General features: G+C 72.5%; 21 protein-coding genes. 11 read left to right on the forward strand and 10 right to left on the reverse strand.

The window, feature by feature from the left end; genetic code table 11:
• Positions 1-15: 15 nt before the first annotated feature.
• Positions 16-399, reverse strand: a complete 384-nt coding sequence (locus ACZ4A5_RS21100; protein WP_467586051.1) for an ATP-binding protein — start codon at positions 397-399, stop codon at positions 16-18.
• Positions 400-516: 117 nt separating this feature from the next.
• Positions 517-1,101, reverse strand: a complete 585-nt coding sequence (locus ACZ4A5_RS21105) for a DUF3592 domain-containing protein (protein ID WP_467586054.1) — start codon at positions 1,099-1,101, stop codon at positions 517-519.
• Positions 1,102-1,406: 305 nt separating this feature from the next.
• Between ACZ4A5_RS21105 and ACZ4A5_RS21110 the strand changes: the two genes are divergently transcribed.
• Genes ACZ4A5_RS21110 through ACZ4A5_RS21120 form a run of 3 tightly spaced genes read left to right on the forward strand, consistent with a single transcriptional unit; the run spans position 1,407 to position 4,326 of the window.
• On the forward strand, positions 1,407-2,846 hold the full coding sequence (locus tag ACZ4A5_RS21110; protein WP_467586057.1) for a condensation domain-containing protein: 1,440 nt from the start codon (positions 1,407-1,409) through the stop codon (positions 2,844-2,846).
• Positions 2,843-3,103 carry an acyl carrier protein gene (locus ACZ4A5_RS21115; protein WP_467586061.1) on the forward strand — a complete coding sequence of 87 codons (261 nt, stop codon included), beginning with the start codon at positions 2,843-2,845 and terminating at the stop codon, positions 3,101-3,103. Before ACZ4A5_RS21110 ends, ACZ4A5_RS21115 begins: the two co-directional genes overlap by 4 nt.
• Positions 3,100-4,326, forward strand: a complete 1,227-nt coding sequence (locus tag ACZ4A5_RS21120) for a beta-ketoacyl-[acyl-carrier-protein] synthase family protein (protein ID WP_467586064.1) — start codon at positions 3,100-3,102, stop codon at positions 4,324-4,326. The genes ACZ4A5_RS21115 and ACZ4A5_RS21120 overlap by 4 nt, the downstream gene beginning before the upstream one ends.
• Before the next feature lie 105 nt (positions 4,327-4,431).
• On the opposite strand, the gene sodN is transcribed toward ACZ4A5_RS21120, so the two are convergent.
• Positions 4,432-4,827, reverse strand: a complete 396-nt coding sequence (gene sodN, locus ACZ4A5_RS21125) for a superoxide dismutase, Ni (RefSeq protein ID WP_398870447.1) — start codon at positions 4,825-4,827, stop codon at positions 4,432-4,434.
• A gap of 158 nt (positions 4,828-4,985) precedes the next feature.
• Here sodN and sodX point away from each other — a divergent pair, with 158 nt between their 5' ends.
• Positions 4,986-5,456, forward strand: coding sequence for a nickel-type superoxide dismutase maturation protease (gene sodX, locus ACZ4A5_RS21130; protein ID WP_398870448.1), 471 nt, complete (start codon positions 4,986-4,988; stop codon positions 5,454-5,456).
• Here sodX and ACZ4A5_RS21135 read toward each other — a convergent pair.
• The 4 genes from ACZ4A5_RS21135 to ACZ4A5_RS21150 form a co-directional block, all read right to left on the reverse strand.
• Complete coding sequence (locus ACZ4A5_RS21135; RefSeq protein ID WP_467586072.1) at positions 5,342-5,989, reverse strand: CGNR zinc finger domain-containing protein; 648 nt, start codon at positions 5,987-5,989, stop codon at positions 5,342-5,344. The two genes, sodX and ACZ4A5_RS21135, sit on opposite strands and share 115 nt — an antisense overlap.
• Before the next feature lie 166 nt (positions 5,990-6,155).
• On the reverse strand, positions 6,156-6,917 hold the full coding sequence (locus ACZ4A5_RS21140; RefSeq protein ID WP_366008295.1) for an amino acid ABC transporter ATP-binding protein: 762 nt from the start codon (positions 6,915-6,917) through the stop codon (positions 6,156-6,158).
• Complete coding sequence (locus ACZ4A5_RS21145) at positions 6,914-7,864, reverse strand: amino acid ABC transporter permease (RefSeq protein WP_467586075.1); 951 nt, start codon at positions 7,862-7,864, stop codon at positions 6,914-6,916. The genes ACZ4A5_RS21140 and ACZ4A5_RS21145 overlap by 4 nt, the downstream gene beginning before the upstream one ends.
• A gap of 138 nt (positions 7,865-8,002) precedes the next feature.
• Positions 8,003-8,965 carry an ABC transporter substrate-binding protein gene (locus ACZ4A5_RS21150; RefSeq protein ID WP_467586078.1) on the reverse strand — a complete coding sequence of 321 codons (963 nt, stop codon included), beginning with the start codon at positions 8,963-8,965 and terminating at the stop codon, positions 8,003-8,005.
• Between the two features lie 502 nt (positions 8,966-9,467).
• Between ACZ4A5_RS21150 and ACZ4A5_RS21155 the strand changes: the two genes are divergently transcribed.
• From ACZ4A5_RS21155 to ACZ4A5_RS21165, 3 genes are all read left to right on the forward strand, one after another.
• The gene (locus ACZ4A5_RS21155) at positions 9,468-10,679 is read left to right on the forward strand and encodes an NAD(P)-dependent malic enzyme (RefSeq protein WP_467586080.1); all 1,212 of its coding nucleotides are present in this window, start codon (positions 9,468-9,470) and stop codon (positions 10,677-10,679) included.
• 382 nt (positions 10,680-11,061) lie between these two features.
• Positions 11,062-12,024 (forward strand): zinc-binding dehydrogenase, encoded by a 963-nt coding sequence (locus tag ACZ4A5_RS21160; RefSeq protein WP_467586083.1) that lies wholly within the window; start codon positions 11,062-11,064, stop codon positions 12,022-12,024.
• Positions 12,025-12,041: 17 nt separating this feature from the next.
• Positions 12,042-13,409, forward strand: a complete 1,368-nt coding sequence (locus ACZ4A5_RS21165; protein ID WP_467586086.1) for a glycoside hydrolase family 5 protein — start codon at positions 12,042-12,044, stop codon at positions 13,407-13,409.
• A 273-nt stretch (positions 13,410-13,682) separates the two neighbouring features.
• Here ACZ4A5_RS21165 and ACZ4A5_RS21170 read toward each other — a convergent pair whose 3' ends face one another.
• On the reverse strand, positions 13,683-14,603 hold the full coding sequence (locus ACZ4A5_RS21170; protein WP_467586089.1) for a PadR family transcriptional regulator: 921 nt from the start codon (positions 14,601-14,603) through the stop codon (positions 13,683-13,685).
• Positions 14,603-15,460: a DUF4097 family beta strand repeat-containing protein gene (locus tag ACZ4A5_RS21175; RefSeq protein ID WP_467586092.1), complete on the reverse strand. Its 858-nt coding sequence runs from the start codon at positions 15,458-15,460 to the stop codon at positions 14,603-14,605. Before ACZ4A5_RS21175 ends, ACZ4A5_RS21170 begins: the two co-directional genes overlap by 1 nt.
• A 187-nt stretch (positions 15,461-15,647) precedes the next feature.
• Here ACZ4A5_RS21175 and ACZ4A5_RS21180 point away from each other — a divergent pair, with 187 nt between their 5' ends.
• A complete protein-coding gene (locus ACZ4A5_RS21180) occupies positions 15,648-16,460 on the forward strand; it encodes a hypothetical protein (RefSeq protein WP_467586094.1) in 813 nt (270 codons plus the stop codon).
• Between the two features lie 29 nt (positions 16,461-16,489).
• Here the strand turns inward: ACZ4A5_RS21180 and ACZ4A5_RS21185 are convergent, their stop codons facing one another.
• Positions 16,490-16,675, reverse strand: coding sequence for a DUF6104 family protein (locus ACZ4A5_RS21185; RefSeq protein ID WP_301892376.1), 186 nt, complete (start codon positions 16,673-16,675; stop codon positions 16,490-16,492).
• A 171-nt stretch (positions 16,676-16,846) separates the two neighbouring features.
• Here ACZ4A5_RS21185 and ACZ4A5_RS21190 point away from each other — a divergent pair, with 171 nt between their 5' ends.
• The 3 genes from ACZ4A5_RS21190 to ACZ4A5_RS21200 all read left to right on the forward strand — a co-directional run bounded on the left by ACZ4A5_RS21190 (position 16,847) and on the right by ACZ4A5_RS21200 (position 20,539).
• On the forward strand, positions 16,847-17,245 hold the full coding sequence (locus ACZ4A5_RS21190) for a CU044_2847 family protein (RefSeq protein WP_467586097.1): 399 nt from the start codon (positions 16,847-16,849) through the stop codon (positions 17,243-17,245).
• A gap of 32 nt (positions 17,246-17,277) precedes the next feature.
• Entirely contained in the window at positions 17,278-19,374 is a 2,097-nt protein-coding gene (locus tag ACZ4A5_RS21195; RefSeq protein WP_467586100.1) for a VMAP-C domain-containing protein, read from the forward strand.
• 148 nt (positions 19,375-19,522) lie between these two features.
• On the forward strand, positions 19,523-20,539 hold the full coding sequence (locus tag ACZ4A5_RS21200; protein ID WP_467586103.1) for an AAA family ATPase: 1,017 nt from the start codon (positions 19,523-19,525) through the stop codon (positions 20,537-20,539).
• Positions 20,540-20,543: the final 4 nt, after the last annotated feature.

The raw sequence follows: 20,543 nt of genomic DNA on the forward strand, positions 1-20,543 counted from the left end.
AGGACCGGATCCGGATCAGATGCCGATCGGCAGCGGAGCCGGTCGCAGCCAGGTGGCCCGTACGGTCTTGCCCTCCGGCCGGCGGTCCACCACCTCAAGCCGGGTGGCCAGCCGCTCCACCATGTGCCAGCCCAGCCCGCCGCCCCCGGCCAGGTCCGGGGTGCGCGGCTCGGGCGGGCGGGGGCTGGCGTCGGCGATCTCCACCACGAGCCGCCCCTGCACGGCCCGCACGCACAGCCGCCACCAGCCACCGGTGTGCCGGATCGCGTTGGCCACCAGCTCGGACACCACGAGCACCACGGCGTCGAGATCCGCCCACGGGCAGTTCCTGGCCAGGAACTCCGCCGTCGCGTGGCGGGCCCCGGCGGCATCCCCGTCAGGGAATTCGATCACGACCATCTGTGCGGCTCCTCATCTCTTCGCTGGGCGTCTACCCATGGATCGCCGACTCATGACCGAAAAGTGCGGGTCCGTTGTGCGGGCGTCCGGCCTGCCGAGAAGTCCTGCGGCGGAGCCCTACGGCAGCGCGGTCGGGAAGCCGTCGGGCGGGCCCGTCGGCAGCGGGGGCAGCGGCGGCGGCGTCATGTGCGGGACCCCGTCCGCGCCGCCGTCGACGTGCTCGACCTTCTCCACGACCTTGTCCTTCGCCGGCTTGAACACCGACAGATAGAAGACGCCGAAGCCCACGCACCCCGACACGAACGCCGCGAGGAACGCCAGCAGGACGACCGTGCCCACCAGCGTGCGGGAGTCCCCGGGCGGCAGCGCCGTCGCCCGGTCCGGCCGCCCCGGCGGATAGCGGACGGTCACCGTGTCCCCCTCGACGACCGTGGCGCGCCCGCCCGCCTCCTCGAACCGTGTCACCCGGCCCTCGGGCGTCGTGAACTCGTAGACGTGGTTCAGCGTCGTCGAGGAGGAGACGTGCGTGCCCTGCCGACGCGTCGTCGTGGTCGCGTACAGCCGCAGGCAGCGCCCCCGCACCTCGATGCCACCGCGCCACGCGGCCCGCAGCCGGCGCACGCGCAGCACCGCCCACACCATTCCCACGATGCCGATGGCCGCCATCAGCCCCGGCACGGCCAGGACGAACGCGTCGAACATGAATCCCCCACTGAACGGATGAGTGTTCCCGTATCCAAGCGGGTGGGGGCCCTTCTGTGCGAACGACGTGAAATCCGGCGGACCGCCGCGTCTCATACGGCACTGTGATGAACCCCGCCACCGCTTCGGGGCCGGTTCGCCATTCCGTGTACGCGGGCGGTCCGCGCGCCATGAGCAGGACCACCGCTGGGCACTGAACGCGGAGATATGGCGGATGTCGAGGTCTGGGAGCTTCACGTGGGTGTGGTGAGGGTTGTCGGAACCGGCCCCTGGGATCGGCGTCGCGCCGGGGACGGGGTCCGCGGATGCTGATGACGACGCTCGCCGGGTACCACGTGGCCCCCGGCCGGCTCAGGGAGTGGACGCTGGACCCGGCGCCCTTCCACGAGGCGGCACGGGCGGCCGCGAACGCGACGCCCTTGTCGTACAACCAGGAATTGCATCTGAGGTTCTCCTTGAAGCTCGAGGAGCGTGACCTCGGAACACCGGCCTGGCTGGGCTTCGGGTTCGAGATCTCCGGCCCCTTCGACGCCGAGGTGTTCCGTGAGACGGTGCGCGCCTGGGTCGAACGGCACGAGACGCTGCGCAGCGGTTTCCGGCTGGAGGGCGGGAGGCCCGAGCGGTTCACCGTCGACCCTCGCGCGGTGGCCGTACGGGACGCGCCCCAGGGCGACTTCACGGACGGCGAGGAGATCTGCGGCTATCTCCAGGAGCGGGTCGACGGCGCCGCGGGGGCCTTCCAGCTGCCCAGTTTCGTGGTGGAGACCGTGGAGCGCGCCGATTCCACCACCGTCGTCGTGGGACTGGACCACGCGCACGCCGACGGCTACTCCGTCGCGATGGCCGTCCAGGAACTCCAGGACCTGTACGCCGCGATCACCGCCGGAGAAACGGTCGTGCATGAAGGCATCGGCGGTTACGCGGACTACAGCGCCGTGGAGCGTGCCACCGCCGAGCAGGTCGGCGCCGACCATCCGGCCGTCGCGGACTGGAGCCGCTTCGTCGACAACGCCGGGGGGCGGATGCCGCGCTTCCCCCTTGACCTCGGGGTCGCCGAGGGCGAACGGGTGCCGCACACCATGCTGGACACCTGGCTGGTGGACGCGGCCGAGGCCGAGGCGGTCGAGGAGATCTGCCACGCGGCGGACGGCGGCTTCCTCGCCGGACTGCTCGCGGCCTGCGCCATCGCCACTCACCAGCTCACGGGCGCGCGGGTCTACCGGACCGTGATGCCGATGCACACCCGCTCGCGGCCGGAGTGGGTGCGCTCGATGGGCTGGTACATCGGGCTGGGCCCGGTCGAGATCGGCCTCGGCACGGCGAAGACGTTCCAGGAGGTCGTGCCCGTCGCGCACCGGGCCGCCAGGACGGCGATGCGCCTCACCCGGGTGCCGTTCCTCCGGGTCATGGAACTCCTCGGTCTGGAAGGGGACGTGGAGCGCGCGATGCCGGAGTTCTTCCCGTTCGTCTCCTTCACCGACATGCGGGTGGTCCCCGGTTCGCGGCGGTGGACCGAATGGAACGCCCGGGCGCTGTTCCGGATGACCCGTGGAAACAAGGCCAACATCTGGGTGAACCGCACCCATGACGGTGTGCGATGCGCCGTACGCCACCCCGACACCGAGCTCGCCGGAACCAATGTCGCCTGTTTCGTCGACCGTGTGCGGTACGTGCTCCACAGCGTGGCGAAGACAGGTGACTACGTCTTCGCCGACCCATCGAGTGCCACAGGAGAGACTGCATGATCCCAGTGAGGGAGACCGTGGAAGCGATTCTGGCGAGCAAGTTCCAGGTGCTTCCCGAAGAGATGGCGGCCGACGGGACGCTGGCGTCCATGGACCTGGACTCGCTCGCGGTGATCGAGCTGCTCTACACCCTGGGGAGGGAACTGGACGTCAAGATCGGCGAGGACGAGGTGACTTCGCACCACACCCTCCCGCAGTTGGTGACCCTGCTGGAGGACAAGCGCGCGCAACGGGCGGCCCTGGGGGTGATGCCGTGACCCGTCCCGCGGTCGCCGTGACCGGCCTCGGCATGGTCACCCCGGCCGGGGTCGGGGCGGAGGCCACCTGGGAGGGCGTGCGCGACGGCCGGGCGACGGCGTCGCCCGACCCCGGGCTCACGGGCCTGCCCGTCGACTTCTCCTGCCGCGTCCCCGGCTTCGACCCCGCGGCGTACCTCGGGCGCCGGGCCCTGTGGCGTACGGACCGGTGCTCCCAACTGGCGGTCGCCGCCGCCCGGGAGGGGGTACGCGACGCCGGACTCGACCCCGGCAGCTGGGACGGCACCCGGGTGGCCGTGGTCGTCGGCACCTGCTTCGGCGGTCAGCGGGCGTGCGAGGACGGCCACCGCGACCTGCTCCGGGACGGGTACGAGGGAGTCTCTCCGACGCTCGTGCCGAAGATGATCCCCAACATGCCCGCGGCGGAGGTCTCCATGGACCTGGGGGCCCGCGGGGCGAGCCTGAGCGTGTCCACGGCGTGCGCCTCGGGGGCCGGCGCCATCGCCCTGGGCCGGGATCTGCTGCTGTCGGGCGCCTGCGACGTCGTGGTCGCCGGTGGCGCGGACGCGGCCGTCACCCCCCTGATCGCCGTGGGGTTCCAGCGCATAGGGGCCCTCTCGGGGCGCCGCGACGACCCGGCGGCGGCCGCCCGCCCCTTCGACGCCACGCGCGACGGCTTCGTGCTCGGCGAGGCCGCGGCCGTGCTGGTGCTGGAGCGCGCGGACGCCGCCCGGCGGCGCGGCGCGGTGCCACGCGCGGTCCTGGCCGGCTGCGGCTCCACCAGCGACGCCTACCACGTCACCGCCCCGCACCCCGAACACCGCGGCGCCGAGGCCGCGTTGCGCGCCGCGCTGGCCGACGCGGGCGCCGCCCCCCGGGAGGTGGACCACGTCAACGCGCACGGCACCTCCACCCGCATCAACGACTCCACCGAGGCGGCCCTGCTCACCCGCGTCCTCCCGCACGCCCCCAGCGTCACCTCGGCCAAGGGCGCGCTCGGCCACTGCCTCGGCGCGGGCGGCGCGGTCGAGGCGGCCCTGACCGTGCTGACGCTCCAGCACCGCCTCGTCCCGCCGACGGCCAACCTGGAGACGGCCGACCCGGCCTTCGAGCTGGACCTGGTCCACAAGACCGCGCGCGAGCAGGAGGTCACCCTCGCGGTGAGCAACGCGTTCGGCTTCGGCGGCCACAACGAGGTCCTGGCCTTCCGGCCCTCGTCCTGACCCTTCCCTCGTCCTGACCCTTTCCCGGAAAAACACTCGCGCCCGGCCCGCGGCCTCCCTGACGGGAGCGGCGGGCCGGGCGCGGAGGCGCGTGAGGAGACCGGGTCAGGCCTTCTTGGTCTCCCAGAAGATGCGGTCGATCTCCGCGATGAGCTCCAGCGCCTTCTCGCCCGTCTTCGGGTCGTTGGACGCCTTGGCCGCGCTCAGGGCCTTGAGGGTGTCGTTGACCAGCTGGTGCAGCTGGGGGAACTTCTCGAAGTGCGGCGGCTTGAAGTAGTCGCTCCACAGCACCGAGACGTGGTGCTTGGCCAGCTCGGCGCGCTGCTCCTTGATGATGAGCGCGCGGGTGCGGAAGTCCTGGTCCTGGTTGGCCTGGTACTTCTCCTGGACTGCCTTGACCGACTCGGCCTCGATACGGGCCTGGGCGGGGTCATAAACGCCGCACGGCAGGTCGCAGTGCGCGCTGACCTGCACCTTGGGGGCGAACAGGCGGGAGAGCATAAAACTGTCCTTCCTCGTGATCGTCTTCTCAGGTGCGAGATTACTCGGTGTGGGAAGGCTTTTCTCGGGTGCCCCGGGGGGCTTAGGACAAAAGTCCGGTGTCAGTCTGGAACTGCCGCCGTGACAGGTGGAGGAAAAACGGACCGGGAGGTGCCGAGGTGCAGGAGCAAGTGGACGAGCGCGGGCAGGAGCAGGACCGCGAGCGTCGCGGACTGCTGCGGATCGGGCTGGCCGAGGTCTACAACCCGTCGATGGTGCCGACGCTGAACCCCGGCGACCAGCTCGTCGTGCAGTACGGGGCGGCCGTCCGGCCGGGGGACGTGGTGGTGCTGCGGCATCCGTTCCGGCAGGACCTGCTGATCGTCAAGCGGGCCGTCGAGCGGCGCGAGGGCGGCTGGTGGGTGATGGGGGACAACCCGCTGGTGGAGAACGACAGCCGCGAGTTCGGCACGGTGCCCGAGGAGTTCGTGGTGGCCCGTGCCTGGGTGCGGCTGCGGCGCCCGCCGGGGGCGGGTCAGCGCTCGGTGGGGGCGCTGCTGTCGTGGCTGGCGTCCGCGCTGCGGCCGGTGCGGGCGGTGCCCGTCGCGGCCTCGGCCTCCCGGCTCTCCAGGCGCTTGCGGGCGCGGTAGGCGGCGACGTTGGCGCGGGTCGCGCAGCGGTCGGAGCAGTAGCGGCGCGAGCGGTTGGTCGAGGTGTCGAGGTAGACGTTGCGGCAGGGGGCGGCCTGACAGATGCCCAGCCGGTCGACGCCGAGCTCGGTGAGGTGGACGGCCAGGCCCATGCAGGCGGTCGCGGTGTAGGAGGCGCTGGCGTTGGCCGCGTGGTCGGCGATGTGCATGTGCCACTTGGGGCGGCCGTCCGCGTCGCGATACTCGTGGCCGGAGATCTGCGGGCTGACGGGGAACTCCATCAGCAGGGCGTTGAGCAGGTCCACGGCCCGCACCTCCTCGCCCGCGTCGGCGGCCTCGAAGACCGCGCGCAGCCGGGCCCGTACGGACCGCAGCCGGGTGACGTCGCTGTCGGACGCGCGGCGCGCGGCCTGGGCCCCGGCGCCGAAGAGTTCGCGCACCGCCTCGACGGAGGTGAGGGTGTCGGTGCCGCGCGCGGGCTCCTCGGTGTTGACCAGCCGCACGGCATAGTCCGAGTAATAGGCCAGTTCCACTTTTGGTCCTTATGGGTGGTGCGGGCGGCGGTCCGACGGGCTTTTTCCGGGCGCCCGGCAAACGTAATAGCCGTCTCTCCATCGAGGGTATTACAAAGCTCGGGGCAAAAGCCGAGGCGGTGGTGACGGGCCGCCCGCACCACCGCCTCCAGGACCCCCGCAGCCCCTACAGCACCTTCGACAGGAACGACTTCGTGCGGTCGTGCTGGGGATTGGTGAGCACGTCGCGCGGGTGGCCGGATTCCACCACCACGCCGTCGTCCATGAAGACCAGCGCGTCGCCCACCTCCCGGGCGAAGCCCATCTCGTGGGTGACGACGATCATCGTCATGCCGTCCTCGGCGAGCCCGCGCATGACGTCCAGGACATCACCCACCAGCTCCGGGTCGAGGGCCGAGGTCGGCTCGTCGAAGAGCATCAGCTTCGGCTCCATGGCCAGCGCGCGGGCGATCGCCACCCGCTGCTGCTGGCCGCCGGAGAGCTGGGAGGGGTAGTTCCCGGCCTTGTCGGCCAGGCCCACCCGGTCCAGCAGCTTCACGGCCCGCTCCTTGGCCGCCGCCTTGGACTCGCCCTTCACCTGGATCGGCGCCTCCATCACATTGGCCAGCGCCGTCATGTGCGGGAAGAGGTTGAAGCGCTGGAAGACCATGCCGATGTCCCGGCGGTTGCGGGCCACCTCGCTGTCCTTGAGCTCGTAGAGCTTGTCGCCCTTCTGCCGGTAGCCGACCAGCTCGCCGTCGACGTACAGCCGCCCGGCGTTGATCTTCTCCAGGTGGTTGATGCACCGCAGGAAGGTGGACTTGCCCGAGCCCGACGGGCCGATCAGGCAGAACACCTCACCCTGGGCGACCTCCAGGTCGATCCCCTTGAGGATGTGCGCTGCGCCGAAGGACTTGTGCACGCCCTCGGCCTTCACCATCGCGTTCATGCGCTGACGCCTTCCTTGGAGCGCTGGCCGACCGCCGCCAGATTGGCCCGGACCTTCTGCCAGGGGGTGAGCGGCAGGCTGCGCAGCGAGCCGCGCGCGTAGTACCGCTCCAGATAGAACTGGCCGACGCTGAACACGCTGGTCAGGATCAGGTACCAGGTCGCGGCGAGGAAGAGCATCTCCACCGTGGCACCCGTGGTCTGCCCGATGTCGGAGGTGGAGCGCAGCAGTTCCAGATACTGCGCCGCGCTCGCCGCCAGCGACGAGGTCTTGAGCATGTTGATGAACTCGTTGCCGGTCGGCGGCACGATGACGCGCATCGCCTGCGGCAGCACGACCCGGCGCAGCGTCTTGCCCTGGCTCATGCCGAGCGCGTGCGACGCCTCGGTCTGCCCCTCGTCGACGGACTGGATGCCGGCCCGGACGATCTCCGACATGTACGCGGCCTCGTTGAGCCCGAGGCCGAGCAGCGCGGCCATGAAGGGCGTCATGAAGGAACTCGTGTAGTCGCGGTAGATGAAGCCGAGGTTGATCTCCGGGAAGATCAGCGCGAGGTTGAACCAGAGCAGCAGCTGGACGTAGACCGGGGTGCCGCGGAAGAACCAGATGTAGGCCCAGGAGACCGACGAGGTCACCGGGTTCTTCGACAGCCGCATCACCGCGAGCACGATGCCGAGCACCAGGCCCAGCAGCATGGCGAGCACCGAGATCAGGACGGTCTTGCCGAGGCCGGTGAGGACCGAGGAGTCGAACAAGTAGTCCGGGATCGCGTGGTAGTTCACCTTCGCGCCGGCGAAGGCGTTGACCAGCAGACCCAGCAGCGCGAGCACCACGACGGCGGAGATCCACCGCCCGTAGTGCCGCACCGGAATGGCCTTGATGGTCTCCGGCTCACGACCGGGGGGCGGGGCGTCGGCGGGCCCCGTCTTTTCGGGTGCAGCAGTCACGGTATGGCCTTTCAGCGGTCCGTATCGGGGGAGGAAAGGGGGGCGCCGGGCGGGCCGTCCGCCGCGCGTGCGGCGGGGGAGACCGTCCGCCCAGGGGGAGGGGCGGCGGCGCGGCGGCGACGGCCCGGGGCGGCCGGGTCAGGAACCGCCGTTGATCTTGGCTTCCTTGACCGCGCCGGCCTCGACGCCCCAGGTCTTGAGGACCTTTTCGTACGTACCGTTCTTGATGATCGCGTCAAGGGCGGCCTTGAGGGCGTCCCGCAGCTGGGCGGCCTCCTTGGGCACGGCGATGCCGTAAGGCGCCGCCTGCACCTGGTCGCCGACCGTCTCGAAGTCGTTGCCGCCGCCCGCGGTCTTCACCGCGTAGGCCGCGACGGGGAAGTCGCTGGAGACCGCGTCGACGCCGCCGGCCTTCAGGCGGGTCTGCGCCTCCACGTCGGTGTCGAACGCCTCGATGCTGATGCCACCCTTGCCCGCCTTGTCGCACTTGTCGGACTCGGACTTCGCCAGGTCGTTGGAGACGGTGCCGCGCTGCACGGCGATCTTCTTGCCGCAGAGGTCGTCCCAGGACGAGATCCCCTTGGTGTCGCCCTTCTTGGTGTAGATGGAGACGCCGGCGGTGAAGTAGTCGACGAAATCGACGCCTTCGGTCACCTTCTTGCCCGTCTTCGGGTCCATGCCGTTCTGGCGGTCCTTGGAGTCCGTCATCGCCGACATCGCGATGTTGTAACGCTTGGAGCGCAGACCGGTCAGCAGTGCGTCGAAGGTGCCGTTGTCGAACTCGAACCGCACGCCGAGTTCCTTGCCCAGGGCGTCGGCGATATCCGGGTCGATCCCGACGGTCTTGCCGTCCTTCTTGAACTCCACCGGCGGATAGGCGATGTCGGACCCGACCTTGATGACCTTCGTCGCCTGGATCTCCTCGGGCAGTTTGGCGAAGAGCGGGGCCGTGGAGCCCGCGGCGCCCTGCCCGGACCCGCCGTGCTTGTTCCGCTGGTCGCCACAGCCGGTCAGCAGCAGGGCGCCGACGACCGCGATCGCGCCGGCGGCGGCCAAACGACTCCTGGCGGCAGCCGGGCGGGGGGTGGTGCTTGCGGTCATTGCTGGTTCCTCCTGCTGGTGAGGGGATAGCCGACTGGTCACACTGCTGGTCACACAGGTTTCACACGGGGAGACATACGGGGGCGCAAGCACACACCATCGGGTGTTCGCGACCTCGTGTGATTTGGGCATCTTGCCATCTGGACTGCACCGTTCGGGGGGCCTGCTATGTCAAAATCGGATAACGGGCGATCCCCGTGCGCTACCAGGCCGGTTCGTACTACCGGGCTTCGGCCCGCGGCCGCGGTGCGAGACCCATATCACGCACCTCTTGTCTCACCCCATGGACTTCCGGCACCAGTCGACACGCTTTCGACGTGCTTGTGCGGTGCCGCGACCCGACGGAGTCCGGGAACTCACACGGCGGCCGCGGCGCTCATCAGGTAGAAAGATCAGCCATACCCCCGGACCCGGGGCTCCAGGGCGCATGTGCGGCGCGCCCGGCGGTCCGCTACCTCGGGCGGCTACCCTCGACACTTATTCGACAAAGGGGTCAATAAAAGTGGCAGCGGAGATTGTGAATCCTCGCGGCGCCCACGGTGCGGACGAAGCTCAGGACGAGCTCTTCGATCCGGCCTTCGCGCTGCACCGTGGTGGCAAGATGGCCATCCAGGCGACCGTGCCCGTGCGCGACCGGGACGATCTGTCCCTCGCCTACACGCCAGGCGTGGCCAAGGTCTGCAGCGCCATCGCCGAACAGCCGGAGCTCGTCCACGACTACACCTGGAAGTCCAAGGTCGTCGCGGTCGTCACGGACGGCAGCGCGGTGCTCGGGCTCGGTGACATCGGGCCGGAGGCGTCGTTGCCCGTGATGGAGGGCAAGGCGATCCTCTTCAAGCAGTTCGGCGGCGTCGACGCGGTGCCGATCGCGCTCGACTGCCGGGAGGTCGACGAGATCGTCGAGACCGTCGCCCGGCTCGCGCCCTCCTTCGGCGGCGTCAACCTGGAGGACATCTCCGCGCCGCGCTGCTTCGAGATCGAGCGCAAGCTCCAGGAGCGGGTGGACATCCCGGTCTTCCACGACGACCAGCACGGCACCGCCGTCGTCACCCTCGCCGCGCTGCGCAACGCGGCCACGCTCACCGAGCGTCCGCTCGGCCGCCTGCGCGCCGTCATCTCCGGCGCCGGCGCGGCCGGTGTGGCCATCGCCAAGATCCTCGTGGAGGCGGGCATCGGCGACGTCGCGGTGTGCGACCGCAAGGGCATCGTCTCCACGGACCGCGAGGACCTCAACCCGGTCAAGCGCGAACTCGCCGGCTTCACCAACAAGGCCGGGCTCTCCGGCTCCCTGGAGACGGCGCTCGCGGGCGCGGACGTCTTCATCGGCGTCTCCGGCGGTACGGTCCCGGAGCCGGCCGTCGCCACCATGGCCGAGAACGCGCTGATCTTCGCCATGGCCAACCCGACGCCGGAGATCCACCCGGATGTCGCGCGCAAGTACGCGGCCGTCGTCGCCACGGGCCGCAGCGACTATCCCAACCAGATCAACAACGTCCTCGCCTTCCCCGGGATCTTCGCGGGTGCGCTCCAGGTGCGGGCCTCGCGGATCACCGAGGGCATGAAGCTCGCCGCGGCGGAGGCGCTGGCCGCGGTGGTGGCGGATGAGCTCAGTGCCGAGTGCGTCATTCCTTCGCCGTTCGACGAGCGGGTCGCTCCCGCTGTGACCGCGGCTGTCGCGGCGGCGGCTCGGGCGGAGGGTGTGGCTCGGGGCTGATCTGTGGGGTGGGGCCCGCCGTGTGGCTGCGGCTCGGCTGCGCCTGCGGCGGGCCTTTCCCCACCCCGCCCCTTCCCGGCTGCATCTGATGTGCGGCTCCGCCGCGTGGGGGGCGCGTGCCCCAGGCCCCCGGCCGCGGGTTTCGTTGCCGCCTGCGGCGGGAGCGTCCTTCGGACGCGTCCTCAATCGCCGGACGGGCTGGATGTGTGGACCGTAGCCGGCGCATTCAGCCCGTCCGGCGTTTGAGGACAACGCGCGAAGCGTGTTGCGGGGTCTGGGGGCTCACCCGCACAACCGACCCGCACGCGGCAACGTCCGCTGGGGCGCGCGTCACAGCGTCGCGTGGTTCCACCGGCCCCACCCCCGACGCTAGGTTCGGATCATGTTCGCCGCCTACGCCACCCGCATCGACCGCGACGCCCCCCTCAACGGCCTGCAGTTGGGCGAGCGCCCCGAGCCCGCGGCACCCCCGGGGTGGACCGTGGTCAACGTCAAGGCCGCCTCGCTCAACCATCACGACCTGTGGTCGCTGCGCGGCGTCGGGCTCGGTGAGGAAGCGCTGCCGATGATCCTCGGCTGCGACGCCGCCGGTCTGGACGCGGACGGCAACGAGGTCGTCGTCCACTCCGTCATCGGCCAGACCGGGCACGGCGTGGGCCCGCGCGAGCCGCGCACGATCCTCACCGAGCGCTATCAGGGCACGTTCGCCGAGCGCGTGGCCGTCCCCGCCTGGAACGTCCTGCCGAAGCCGAAGGAGCTCTCCTTCGAGGAGGCCGCCTGCCTGCCGACCGCGTGGCTGACCGCGTACCGCATGCTGTTCACCAACGCGGACGTACGCCCCGGCGACAGCGTCCTCGTCCAGGGCGCGGGCGGTGGCGTGGCCACCGCGGCGATCGCGCTCGGGGCCGCGGCCGGGCTGCGGGTGTTCGCCACCAGCCGTGACGAGGCCAAGCGGCGGCGCGCCGTGGAACTGGGCGCGGAGGGCGCGTTCGAGCCGGGGGCCCGGCTGCCGCACCGCGTCGACGCCGTCATCGAGACGGTGGGCGCCGCCACCTGGTCGCACTCCGTCAAGTCGCTCAAGCCCGGCGGGACGCTCGTCATCTCCGGTGCCACCAGCGGCCAGAGCCCCGCGTCGGCCGAGCTCAACCGCATCTTCTTCCTCGAACTGAAGGTCGTCGGCTCCACCATGGGCAGCAAGGAGGAGCTGGCCGGCCTGCTGAGCTTCTGCGCGGCCACCGGCGTACGGCCGGTGATCGACTCCGTCCTGCCCCTTGACCGGGCGCGGGAGGGCTTCGAGAAGATGGCCGGCGGCGATCTGTTCGGCAAGGTGGTCCTGACCGTCTAGCCCCATGGGGGAGGCCCGTGCGCAGGCTGCGAGCGACGGTGACCGCGCTCGCCGCGGTGCTGGGCCTCCTCGCCCCGGGCAGCGCCGTGGCCCGTGCGGCGGACGCGGACGCGGTCCCGCGGCTGACCGACGAGCGCGGGCGGGTCCTCGACCTGCGCGGCTGGAACGTCGAGGACAAGACCCACCGCGGCGCCGACGCCCTCACCGGCATCACCGAACGGCACTTCCGCGACATGGCCGCCGCCGGGTTCGGCCTGGCGCGGCTGCTGGTCTTCTGGGACGACCTGGAGCCACGGCCCGGGCAGTACAGCGAGCGCTACCTCCGCCGGATCGAACGGATCCTGGACTGGGCGCACCGCTACCGCGTCCGGGTCGTGATCGACGCCCACCAGGACGTCTTCGGGCCCGCCTTCGGCGGCCACCGGGGCATCCCCGAGTGGGCCACGCGCACCGACGGTCTGCCGTACGTCCCGCACCCCGGCGACTGGTTCGGCGAATACTACGAGCCCGCCGTGCAGGCCGCCTTCGAGCACCTCTACGAGGACGCCGACCTGCGCCTCGCCCAGGCCCGGATGTGGCGGCTGCTCGCCGGCCGACTCGGCCGCCACCCCGCCGTGTTCGGCTACGACCTGATCAACGAGCCGATGGGCAAGCCGCGTTCCGGCGAGGACCTGCCGGCCGCGGCCCGCCGCATCGAACGGGACCAGCTGACCCCGATGTACAACCGCCTCGCGGCGGCGGTCCGCCGCGCCGACCGGCGCCACCACCTCTTCGTGGAACCGACCCCCGTGGTCGGTGAGGCCGTCCCCACCGGCCTCGGCCGCGTCCACGACCCGAAGGTCGTCTACGCCCCGCACTTCTACAACACCGCGATGGAGTCCGGCCGGGACTACGACCCGGCCGCCCACTGGATCGAGGCGTACGAGTCCGCCGTGACCCGCTACCCGCGCGAGCAGCACGTCCCCGTCGTGATCGGAGAGTGGGGGCCGCTCGACTCCGCCCTCCCCAACATGCCGCGTTTCTACGACGACGCGCTGGCCTCCCTCTCGCGCTACGCGTCCGGGTGGGCGGCCTATGTGTGGTGCTACGGGGGCGGATACTGCGCCGTCGACGAGGCCGGCCGCTTCCCCGCGAGCAAGGGGCGCCTGGTGCGGCCGTACGCGGAGGCGGTGGCGGGGCGGGTGTCGGGGGAGTCCTACGGGGCGGGTGTGTACCGGCTCGCGTACGAGGGGGTGGGGGCGGGGGTTTCCGTGGTGTCCTTGCCGGCTGCTTCGTGGGGGTGGCGGGTGTCTGTGGTGGGGGCTTCCGCGGATCGGGTGGGGCGGCGGCTTTTCGTTCGGGCGTGGGGTGGGGGGCGGGTGGTGGTGACGGTGCGGGGCGCCTGACGGCGGGTGCGTCGGCCTTCCGGGTGCGGGTTCGTTGCCGCCTGCGGCGGGAGCGCCCTGCGGGCGCGGCCTCAAGCGCCGGACGGGCTGGATATCCAGCCCGTCCGGCGCGTGGGGAAAAAGCGGTGGAGCCGTGTTGTGGGGTCTTGGGGGCAAACCCCCCCCGCGGAGGAATCGCATCGTCGAGGTAGCCGGGAAGGGGCGGGGCTGGGGAAGAAGCCCGCCGCAGGCGGCAACGGATCCGCAGTCGGGGGCCGAGGCGCATACCTCCGCTCAAGCCCGCGGCGGCGCAAGCTCGGACGCGATCCGCCCCGCCGCCTCCGCCAGAACGGCCCGCACGGCGGAGAGTTGATCCACCGTCACCCCGCCATCCCGCGCCGCGTCGCGGATCTCGTCGCGGAAGCGGTCGAGAAGGCGGTCCAGATCGCGCCCCGGATCCTTGGAGAGGGAGTCGGGAGCGGACGCCCATCCCGGAGCGGGGGCAGGGGGAGCGGCGCGGCCCCCGGCCAGGCCGCCCAGTTCCTGGGTGAGGGCGGTGATGCCCTCGACGATGCCCTTGGGCCAGTCGCCGTGGCGGACGTGCTCCTGGACCTCTTCCTGCACGCGCTGGGAAATGCGGCGGACCTCCTCGCGCGCGTGGTCCTGGGCCTGCTTCGCCTGGCGGCGGGCCTGCTGGGCGTCCTGGCGGGCCCGGCGGCTCTCCTCCTTCGCCCGGCGGGCCTGCTCCTTCCACTCCTCCTTCGCGTGCCGGAACTCCTCCTTGGCCTGCCGCCACGCCTCGCTGTCGCCGAAGCCGCTGTGCGTGGCGCGGTTCTGGCGGGCCGCCTCGCGGATCTCGCGCCGGAGGTCGCCCGCGGCGCCGCGGACGTCCTCGCGGATGTCGGCGGCGAGCGCGGAGACGGACTCGCGGATGTCGAGCTCCAGCTCGGCCAGCTCCCCCTGGCGGTCGGCGAGTTCGGCCCGGCCGGCGGGGGTGAGGGAGTAGACCTTGCGGCCGCCCTCGGTGGAGTGGGTGACCAGTCCCTCGGCCTCCAGCTTGGCGAGGCGGGGGTAGACGGTGCCGGCGGAGGGCGCGTACAGCCCCTGGAAGCGCTCCTCCAGCAGCCGGATGATCTCGTAGCCGTGGCGGGGCGACTCGTCGAGCAGTTTGAGCAGATAGAGCCGCAGCCGGCCGTGGGCGAAGACGGGGGGCATCAGAGGACCTTTCCCTGGGTGGTGCTGTCGGCCCACTCGGTGGACTCCGGGCGGCGCAGCAGGGCGAGTGCGCCGGAGACGCTGGTGGCCTTGAGCCTGCCGCGGCCCGCGCCGAGCCGACCGGTGATCTTCTTGGCGCCGAACTGGCCGTCGACGCGCAGCTCCTCGAAGCCGCAGGAGAGCGGCCCGCTGGTGGTGTTGGCGTCCACCTCGGTGTCCGCGGTGCGCGGGAGGCGGATGGCTATCTCGCCGGAGACGGTGCCGAGCGTGAGGTCCGGCCCGGGGGCCGTGGGGGCGAGGTCGACGACGATGTCGCCGCTGACGGAGTCGGCCTTGACCGTGCCGCCCGAGCTCTCGACGAGGGTCAGGTCGCCGGAGACGGACGTGAAGTGCAGGTCGCCGCCCAGCCCTTGGGCCTCCAGCCGCCCGGAGACGGTCTCGGCCCGGACCGGGCCGGTCAGGCCCACGAGGGTGACGTCGCCGCTGACACCGCGGACGGCCGTGCGCCCGGAGATGCTGGAGACGACGGCGCTCGCCCCGACGATGCCGGTCTCGACGTCGGTGCCGGTCGGCACGGTGAGGGTGACGGTGACCGTGCGCTCCCAGCTCTTGCGGGAGAACCACTTGGTGAGGTTCTTCCAGGGGAGGTCGTCGTAGGCCACGGTGAGTGTGCCCGCTTCGAGGGTGACGGTCAGCGGCGGCCCGTCGATCCCGGAGAGCTCCAGCCGGGCGGGCCCGGTGGCGTCGCCGACGACGTTGACCGTGCCGCCGACGATCCGCACGGCAAGGGCCGTGACCGGCTCCTCGAAGGTGATTTTCTGTGGCGTGGACAGTGACCACTTCGACTGGGCCGGCATGCCGGGCCTCCTTGACGGGCTGGATACGGCGATCCTGGGAACATCGGTCGCGACATGGCGCGAGGCGGGCACGGGAGCCCGGCTGAACGCAACCTATCGCGTCTCTCTTCAAACACGATATATCGCGCTCTGGTCACGTCAAGTGCCGGGGACGTCGCGAGGGCGCGGCTTGGCATAGCGTTGTCGCATGTCCGCAACTGATCACAGTCGCGCGGCCGGGGTCCTGCTGCTCTGCCGGGCCGAGCCCGACCGCGTACGTCCCTCCGCGCAGCTCCTGAACGAACCCCTGCTCCTCGTCCCCGCGGGCGACGGGTGGAGCGCGCTGATCCCCGGCGAGGACTCCTGGCGCACCGAGGGCACCGACCCGGCCGCCGCGGCGGCGGGCTGGGCGCACGCGCTGGCCGTGGCCGAGAGCTGGCCCGTCGTCGGGCTGTGGTGGGACGCGACCGGCGCGGGTTTCGTGGTGGCGGCGGGCTTCCGCCGTACGGCCGGCTACACCTGGGCCGCCGACGGCACCCCGATCGGCGAGGAGAGCGCCATGACCGCCCTGCGCGCCAGGGTCGGCCTCGACCCGGTGCTCGACGGTGCCGCGCTCGACGGGCTCACCCGGCACGACCCCGACGCGGACGCCGCCGCGCGGGTGCTCGGGGTGATCGCGGTGCTCTCCCGCACGGGCCTCACGCTGCCCTCCGGCCTCACCCCGGGGACGGGCGCCGCCCGCCTGCGCGCGGCCGCGCTGCCCGTCGCGGAGGCGGTGGACTGGCCCGGCTGGCGCGAGGCCGTACGGGCGGGTCTCGACGCGGCGGAGCTCGGCTTCCTCGGGAGGTGGACGCGAGGGCCCCGGGCCCGGGCGCTGGGCGCCGCGGAGCTGGTGGCCGGGGTGTCGCTGGCCTGCTGGGGCCGCCGCTCCGGGCGGCGCGGCTGGGCGGCGGCGGGCGGGGTGCTGGCCCTGGACGGGGCGCTCACCCTCGCCTACGACTGGTGGCGCGAGCGGGTCTGAGCGCCCGCTCCCGGCCACCGCCGTAGGGCCTACAGGTCGTCGTCGTCCTCGTCGTCCAGCCGGGCCAGCCACGTCGCCAGGCGCTCCACCGGGACCTCGAAGTCCGGGTTGAGGTCGACGAACTCGCGCAGCCGCTCGGCGACCCAGCCGAGGGAGACCTCTTCCTCGCCGCGCCGGTTCTCCAGCTCCTCGATGCCTCGGTCGGTGAAGTACAACGTGCTCTCCGTCAGGGATAGTCGGGGTCGGCAGCAGGAGTGCCCGGCGCCTGCCAGGGGCATAACTGCATTCCTGTCCAGGATATGCGGGGCGTCGGCCGCGGCCTCTCGCGCCCGTCCCGCCCGAGGACTAGCCTGCTGCAACACGACGCGGGGATCGGGGGTGGCGGCGTGGCCGACGGGATCACTGAGGTGCGCCTGGACGACGGCACGGTCGTCTGGGCGCGGATCAGCGAGGCACAGGAGCTGGCGGGGCCCGGAGAGGGCTCCGGAGGATACGTGGACAGCGGCACCGGGGACGCCGTCCGGCGCGTCGCGGGCCTCGCGGGCGGACTGACCGACGTCGTGCGCGGCGTCGTCGGCTCCCTGCGCCCGGCGCTCGCCGCCGTCGCGCCGCAGGAGGTCACGGTCGAGTTCGGCATCGAGCTGTCCGCCAAGGCCGGCCACGTCATCAGCCTCCTCGCCGACGGGGAGGGCAAGGCGTCGATCCGCGTCTCGCTCACCTGGTCGGAGCGCGGGGAGCCACGGCCCGCGACCGCGGAGCCGCCCGCTACCCCCAGCGCTCCTTGAGCGCCCTGGACGGGACCGTACGCCGGTCCGTCGTGCGCATTTCCGCGCCGGGCAGCGGGTATGACCCGAGCGGTGCCCACTTCTGGGGCAGCGGCTTCTTCGTCGCCCCGGGATGGGTGCTGACCTGCGCCCATGTGGTGGGGATGGGGGGTGGTGACGTGCTCGGCGGAGGCAGGGCCATCGCCATCACCGACTGGCGCGAGCGCGCCACCGAGGGCCGCGTCGCCCTGGTGCTGCCGCCGCCCGACGACCCCGGCCGCCCGCCCCGCAGCTGGAAGCTGCCCGACCTGGCCCTGGTCGAGGTCGAGGGCGCCGACGATGCCGAGTGCCTGTGGCTCAGCGACCGTTCGGCCGTCGTGCCCGCCAGGATCAGCCTGCACGGCTGGTCGACGGAGTTCGGCGAGCCCTCCCTGCGTTCCGGCACCGGCACGGCCAGCGGCACCGACGGCCCGGAGGGCAGCGCCATGCTGCTGCGCGGCGAGATACCCGTCGCCGGGTGCTCCGGCGGGCCCGTCGTGGACGTCGCGCGCGGCGCGGTCGTCGGGGTGTGCAAAGGGCGCGGCCAGGACACCGCCGGGCTCGCCGTCCCCGTCACCGCGCTGCGCCGGATAGCCAACGAACGACCCGGCCGGGACCGGCTGCACGCGCTCGTCCGCGCCCACGACCTGCACCACCTGCGGCGCTACCGCACCGTCGGCACCGGCGGCAGCTGGACCGGCTTCCAGCACGCGCTGCGGGCCGCCGGGGCGGGCGGCTTCACGCCCGTCCTGCGCACACATCTCTTCGCCCGGCTCGCCGAGTTGTCGCCGCCCGGCACGCCCGGCGAGGTCATGTCGCTGGTCGACGAGGTCAAGCGCCGGATGCTCCAGGCGCCGTACCAGCCGGGCACCGAGCACGACCCGCGCACCTGGCGGGAGGGCGTCGGCCTGCTCTACGACCTCAGGGACGAGGAGGCGCGCGCCCCCGAGCGGGATCTGGAGCTGGAGGCCGTGCTGCTCTACGCGGCGCGCGTCGCCGCCGCCGTCAGCCGCGCCGGGAACCCCGCCGACGAGGCGCCGCTGCGCGAGCTGAGCGGCTGGCTGACCGGGCGCGAGGAGCCCATCGAGCCCGTCATCCGCGACGAGATCCACCAGATCCTGCACGGCGGCGCCACCGGCCCGGAGGAGCCGCGCCGGGAGCCGGCGCCCGGCACCGTCGAGCTGCGCAAGCCCGAGCGCCGGAAGGTCGAGCCGGACGTGCCCGACGCCCGGGCCCGCGCCGACGTGCTCGTGGAGATAGACCAGCTCCTCTACGACGACCGCTACCCCTGGCGCGTCAAACTGCTCCGCGAGGACGACGTCGTCACCCTGCGCGGCTGCGAACGCGGCGTGCCCCGCGCGAAGCTGGAGGAGACGCTGCGCGAGCCGATCGCCCAGGCCGTGCGCCAGGGCGACGTGGGTGAGCACCTCGCCGCCGTCGAGGTCGTCGTGCCGCGCGAACTCCTCGACGTACCCGTGGACTCCTGGCAGCTCGCCCTGCCCGCCGCGGGCGGCACCTCGGCCCCCTCCTTCATGGACCCGGACACCCTGCCCCTCGGCCAGCGCCGGGTCGTCGTACTGCGCGACCGGCGGCGGCGCGACCACCCCGCGAGCCCCGAGTGGCGGCGCCGCTGGGGCGGCACCGCGCGCGGCCCGCTGTCCGCCGTGCCACTGCGCGGCGACGCCCTGCCGCGGGGCCACGACGGACCGGGCCGGGAGAGCGTCCAGGTCGCCTACGACCGGCTGTCCGGCGCCGAGGACGCCGCCGTGCCCGTCTACTGCGGGCCGGTCGCGGCGGGCCCCGGCGCCGCCGCGATGGACGCCGCGCTGGCCGCCGGGCACGCCGTCGTGATCTGGCGCAGATGCGCCACCGGGCATACGGATTGCGCCGAATTCCATCGCCACGTCTCGGCACTCGTGTGCGAGGCGAAGACGGCGGCGGGGCTCCACCGGCGCATCCGCAGCCTCCGCATCCGCTGCGCCGATCCCGAATACCCCGACCCCGAGGTCCTCTGGGCGCGGTCGATTGCCCTGCTCTTCGACGCGCCGGACCGCCCGCCCCCGCCGGACCTCCCGCTGTACGCCCCCGTACTCCGCCCCGGACCGCCATGATGACGCACCGTCAAGCACGTGACAGGAGACTGTGCGGGGAACCGGCGGCCCGTGGCCGTGACGGTACCTTCGAGCGGGGACCCGGGACCGACGGGGTACCCGGCACAGCAGGCCCCGGGGCGACGACACCAGCTGTGAGGAGACCGGCGTGAACGACTGGCGCATCTACCGGGGAGCGGGCCTGCCGCACGACGGGATACGGCGCCTCCCGCCGCCCCCGCCCTGGCGGGACTTCGCCGCCTCCGGCCCCGACACGGGCGCGGACACCGACCCGAGCGCCGCCCGCAGGCTCGGCGTGCTGCGCCGGCTGGTGGAGAACCACCACCCGCGCCCCGACGAGGTCGAGGCCGTCAACGCCGCCCTCTACCTCCGCCGCCCGCTCCTGGTCACCGGCAACCCCGGCACCGGCAAGTCCACCCTCGCCCACGCCGTCGCCCATGAGCTCGGCCTCGGCCGGGTGCTCCGCTGGCCCATCGTGAGCCGCTCCGCCCTCCGCGACGGCCTCTACCGCTACGACGCGATCGCCCGCCTCCAGGACGTCCAGCTGGAGCGCGCCGGGGCCGCCGACGGCGCGGCGGACGGCGAGCGCCCGTCCATCGGGTCGTACGTGCGCCTCGGGCCGCTCGGCACCGCGCTGCTGCCCGCCGGCCGGCCGCGGGTGCTGCTCGTCGACGAGCTCGACAAGGGCGACCTCGACCTGCCCAACGACCTCCTCAACGCCCTGGAGGAAGGCGAGTTCACGCTGCCGGAGCTGGAGCGCATCGCCGACCGCGAGCCCGAGGTGGAGGTGCTCACCGACGACGGCGGGCGGGCCGTGATCAGCGGCGGCCGGGTGCGCTGCACCACCTTCCCGCTGATCGTGCTGACGTCCAACGGCGAACGCGACTTCCCCGCCGCCCTGTTGCGCCGCTGCATCCAGCTCGACCTCGAACCGCCCGGCGAGGAGCAGCTGACCGCGATGGTCAGAGCCCACCTCGGCGACGAGGCGGTCAGCGACGGCGACGAGCTCATCCAGCGGTTCCTCGACCGGGAGCCCGGCGAGGTCATCGCGGCCGACCAGCTTCTCAACGCCCTCTTCCTCACCCAGCACACCCCCCGTGCCGAACGGGTCACGCGAGACCGGCTCGCCGACATGCTGATGCAGCCACTGGACCGTCCGAGGTGATGAG

The organism is Streptomyces sp. NPDC025618 (assembly GCF_055558795.1).

Bases quoted from the DNA above. Each gene is read 5' to 3' on its own strand.
- ACZ4A5_RS21170 (WP_467586089.1), bottom strand. From the start codon at position 14,603: ATGCCCCCCGTCTTCGCCCACGGCCGGCTGCGGCTCTATCTGCTCAAA.
- ACZ4A5_RS21180 (WP_467586094.1), top strand. From the start codon at position 15,648: ATGTCCGCAACTGATCACAGTCGCGCGGCCGGGGTCCTGCTGCTCTGC.
- ACZ4A5_RS21150 (WP_467586078.1), bottom strand. From the start codon at position 8,965: ATGACCGCAAGCACCACCCCCCGCCCGGCTGCCGCCAGGAGTCGTTTG.
- ACZ4A5_RS21105 (WP_467586054.1), bottom strand. From the start codon at position 1,101: ATGTTCGACGCGTTCGTCCTGGCCGTGCCGGGGCTGATGGCGGCCATC.
- ACZ4A5_RS21115 (WP_467586061.1), top strand. From the start codon at position 2,843: ATGATCCCAGTGAGGGAGACCGTGGAAGCGATTCTGGCGAGCAAGTTC.
- ACZ4A5_RS21100 (WP_467586051.1), bottom strand. From the start codon at position 399: ATGGTCGTGATCGAATTCCCTGACGGGGATGCCGCCGGGGCCCGCCAC.
- ACZ4A5_RS21175 (WP_467586092.1), bottom strand. From the start codon at position 15,460: ATGCCGGCCCAGTCGAAGTGGTCACTGTCCACGCCACAGAAAATCACC.
- ACZ4A5_RS21160 (WP_467586083.1), top strand. From the start codon at position 11,062: ATGTTCGCCGCCTACGCCACCCGCATCGACCGCGACGCCCCCCTCAAC.
- ACZ4A5_RS21110 (WP_467586057.1), top strand. From the start codon at position 1,407: ATGCTGATGACGACGCTCGCCGGGTACCACGTGGCCCCCGGCCGGCTC.
- ACZ4A5_RS21140 (WP_366008295.1), bottom strand. From the start codon at position 6,917: ATGAACGCGATGGTGAAGGCCGAGGGCGTGCACAAGTCCTTCGGCGCA.
- sodN (WP_398870447.1), bottom strand. From the start codon at position 4,827: ATGCTCTCCCGCCTGTTCGCCCCCAAGGTGCAGGTCAGCGCGCACTGC.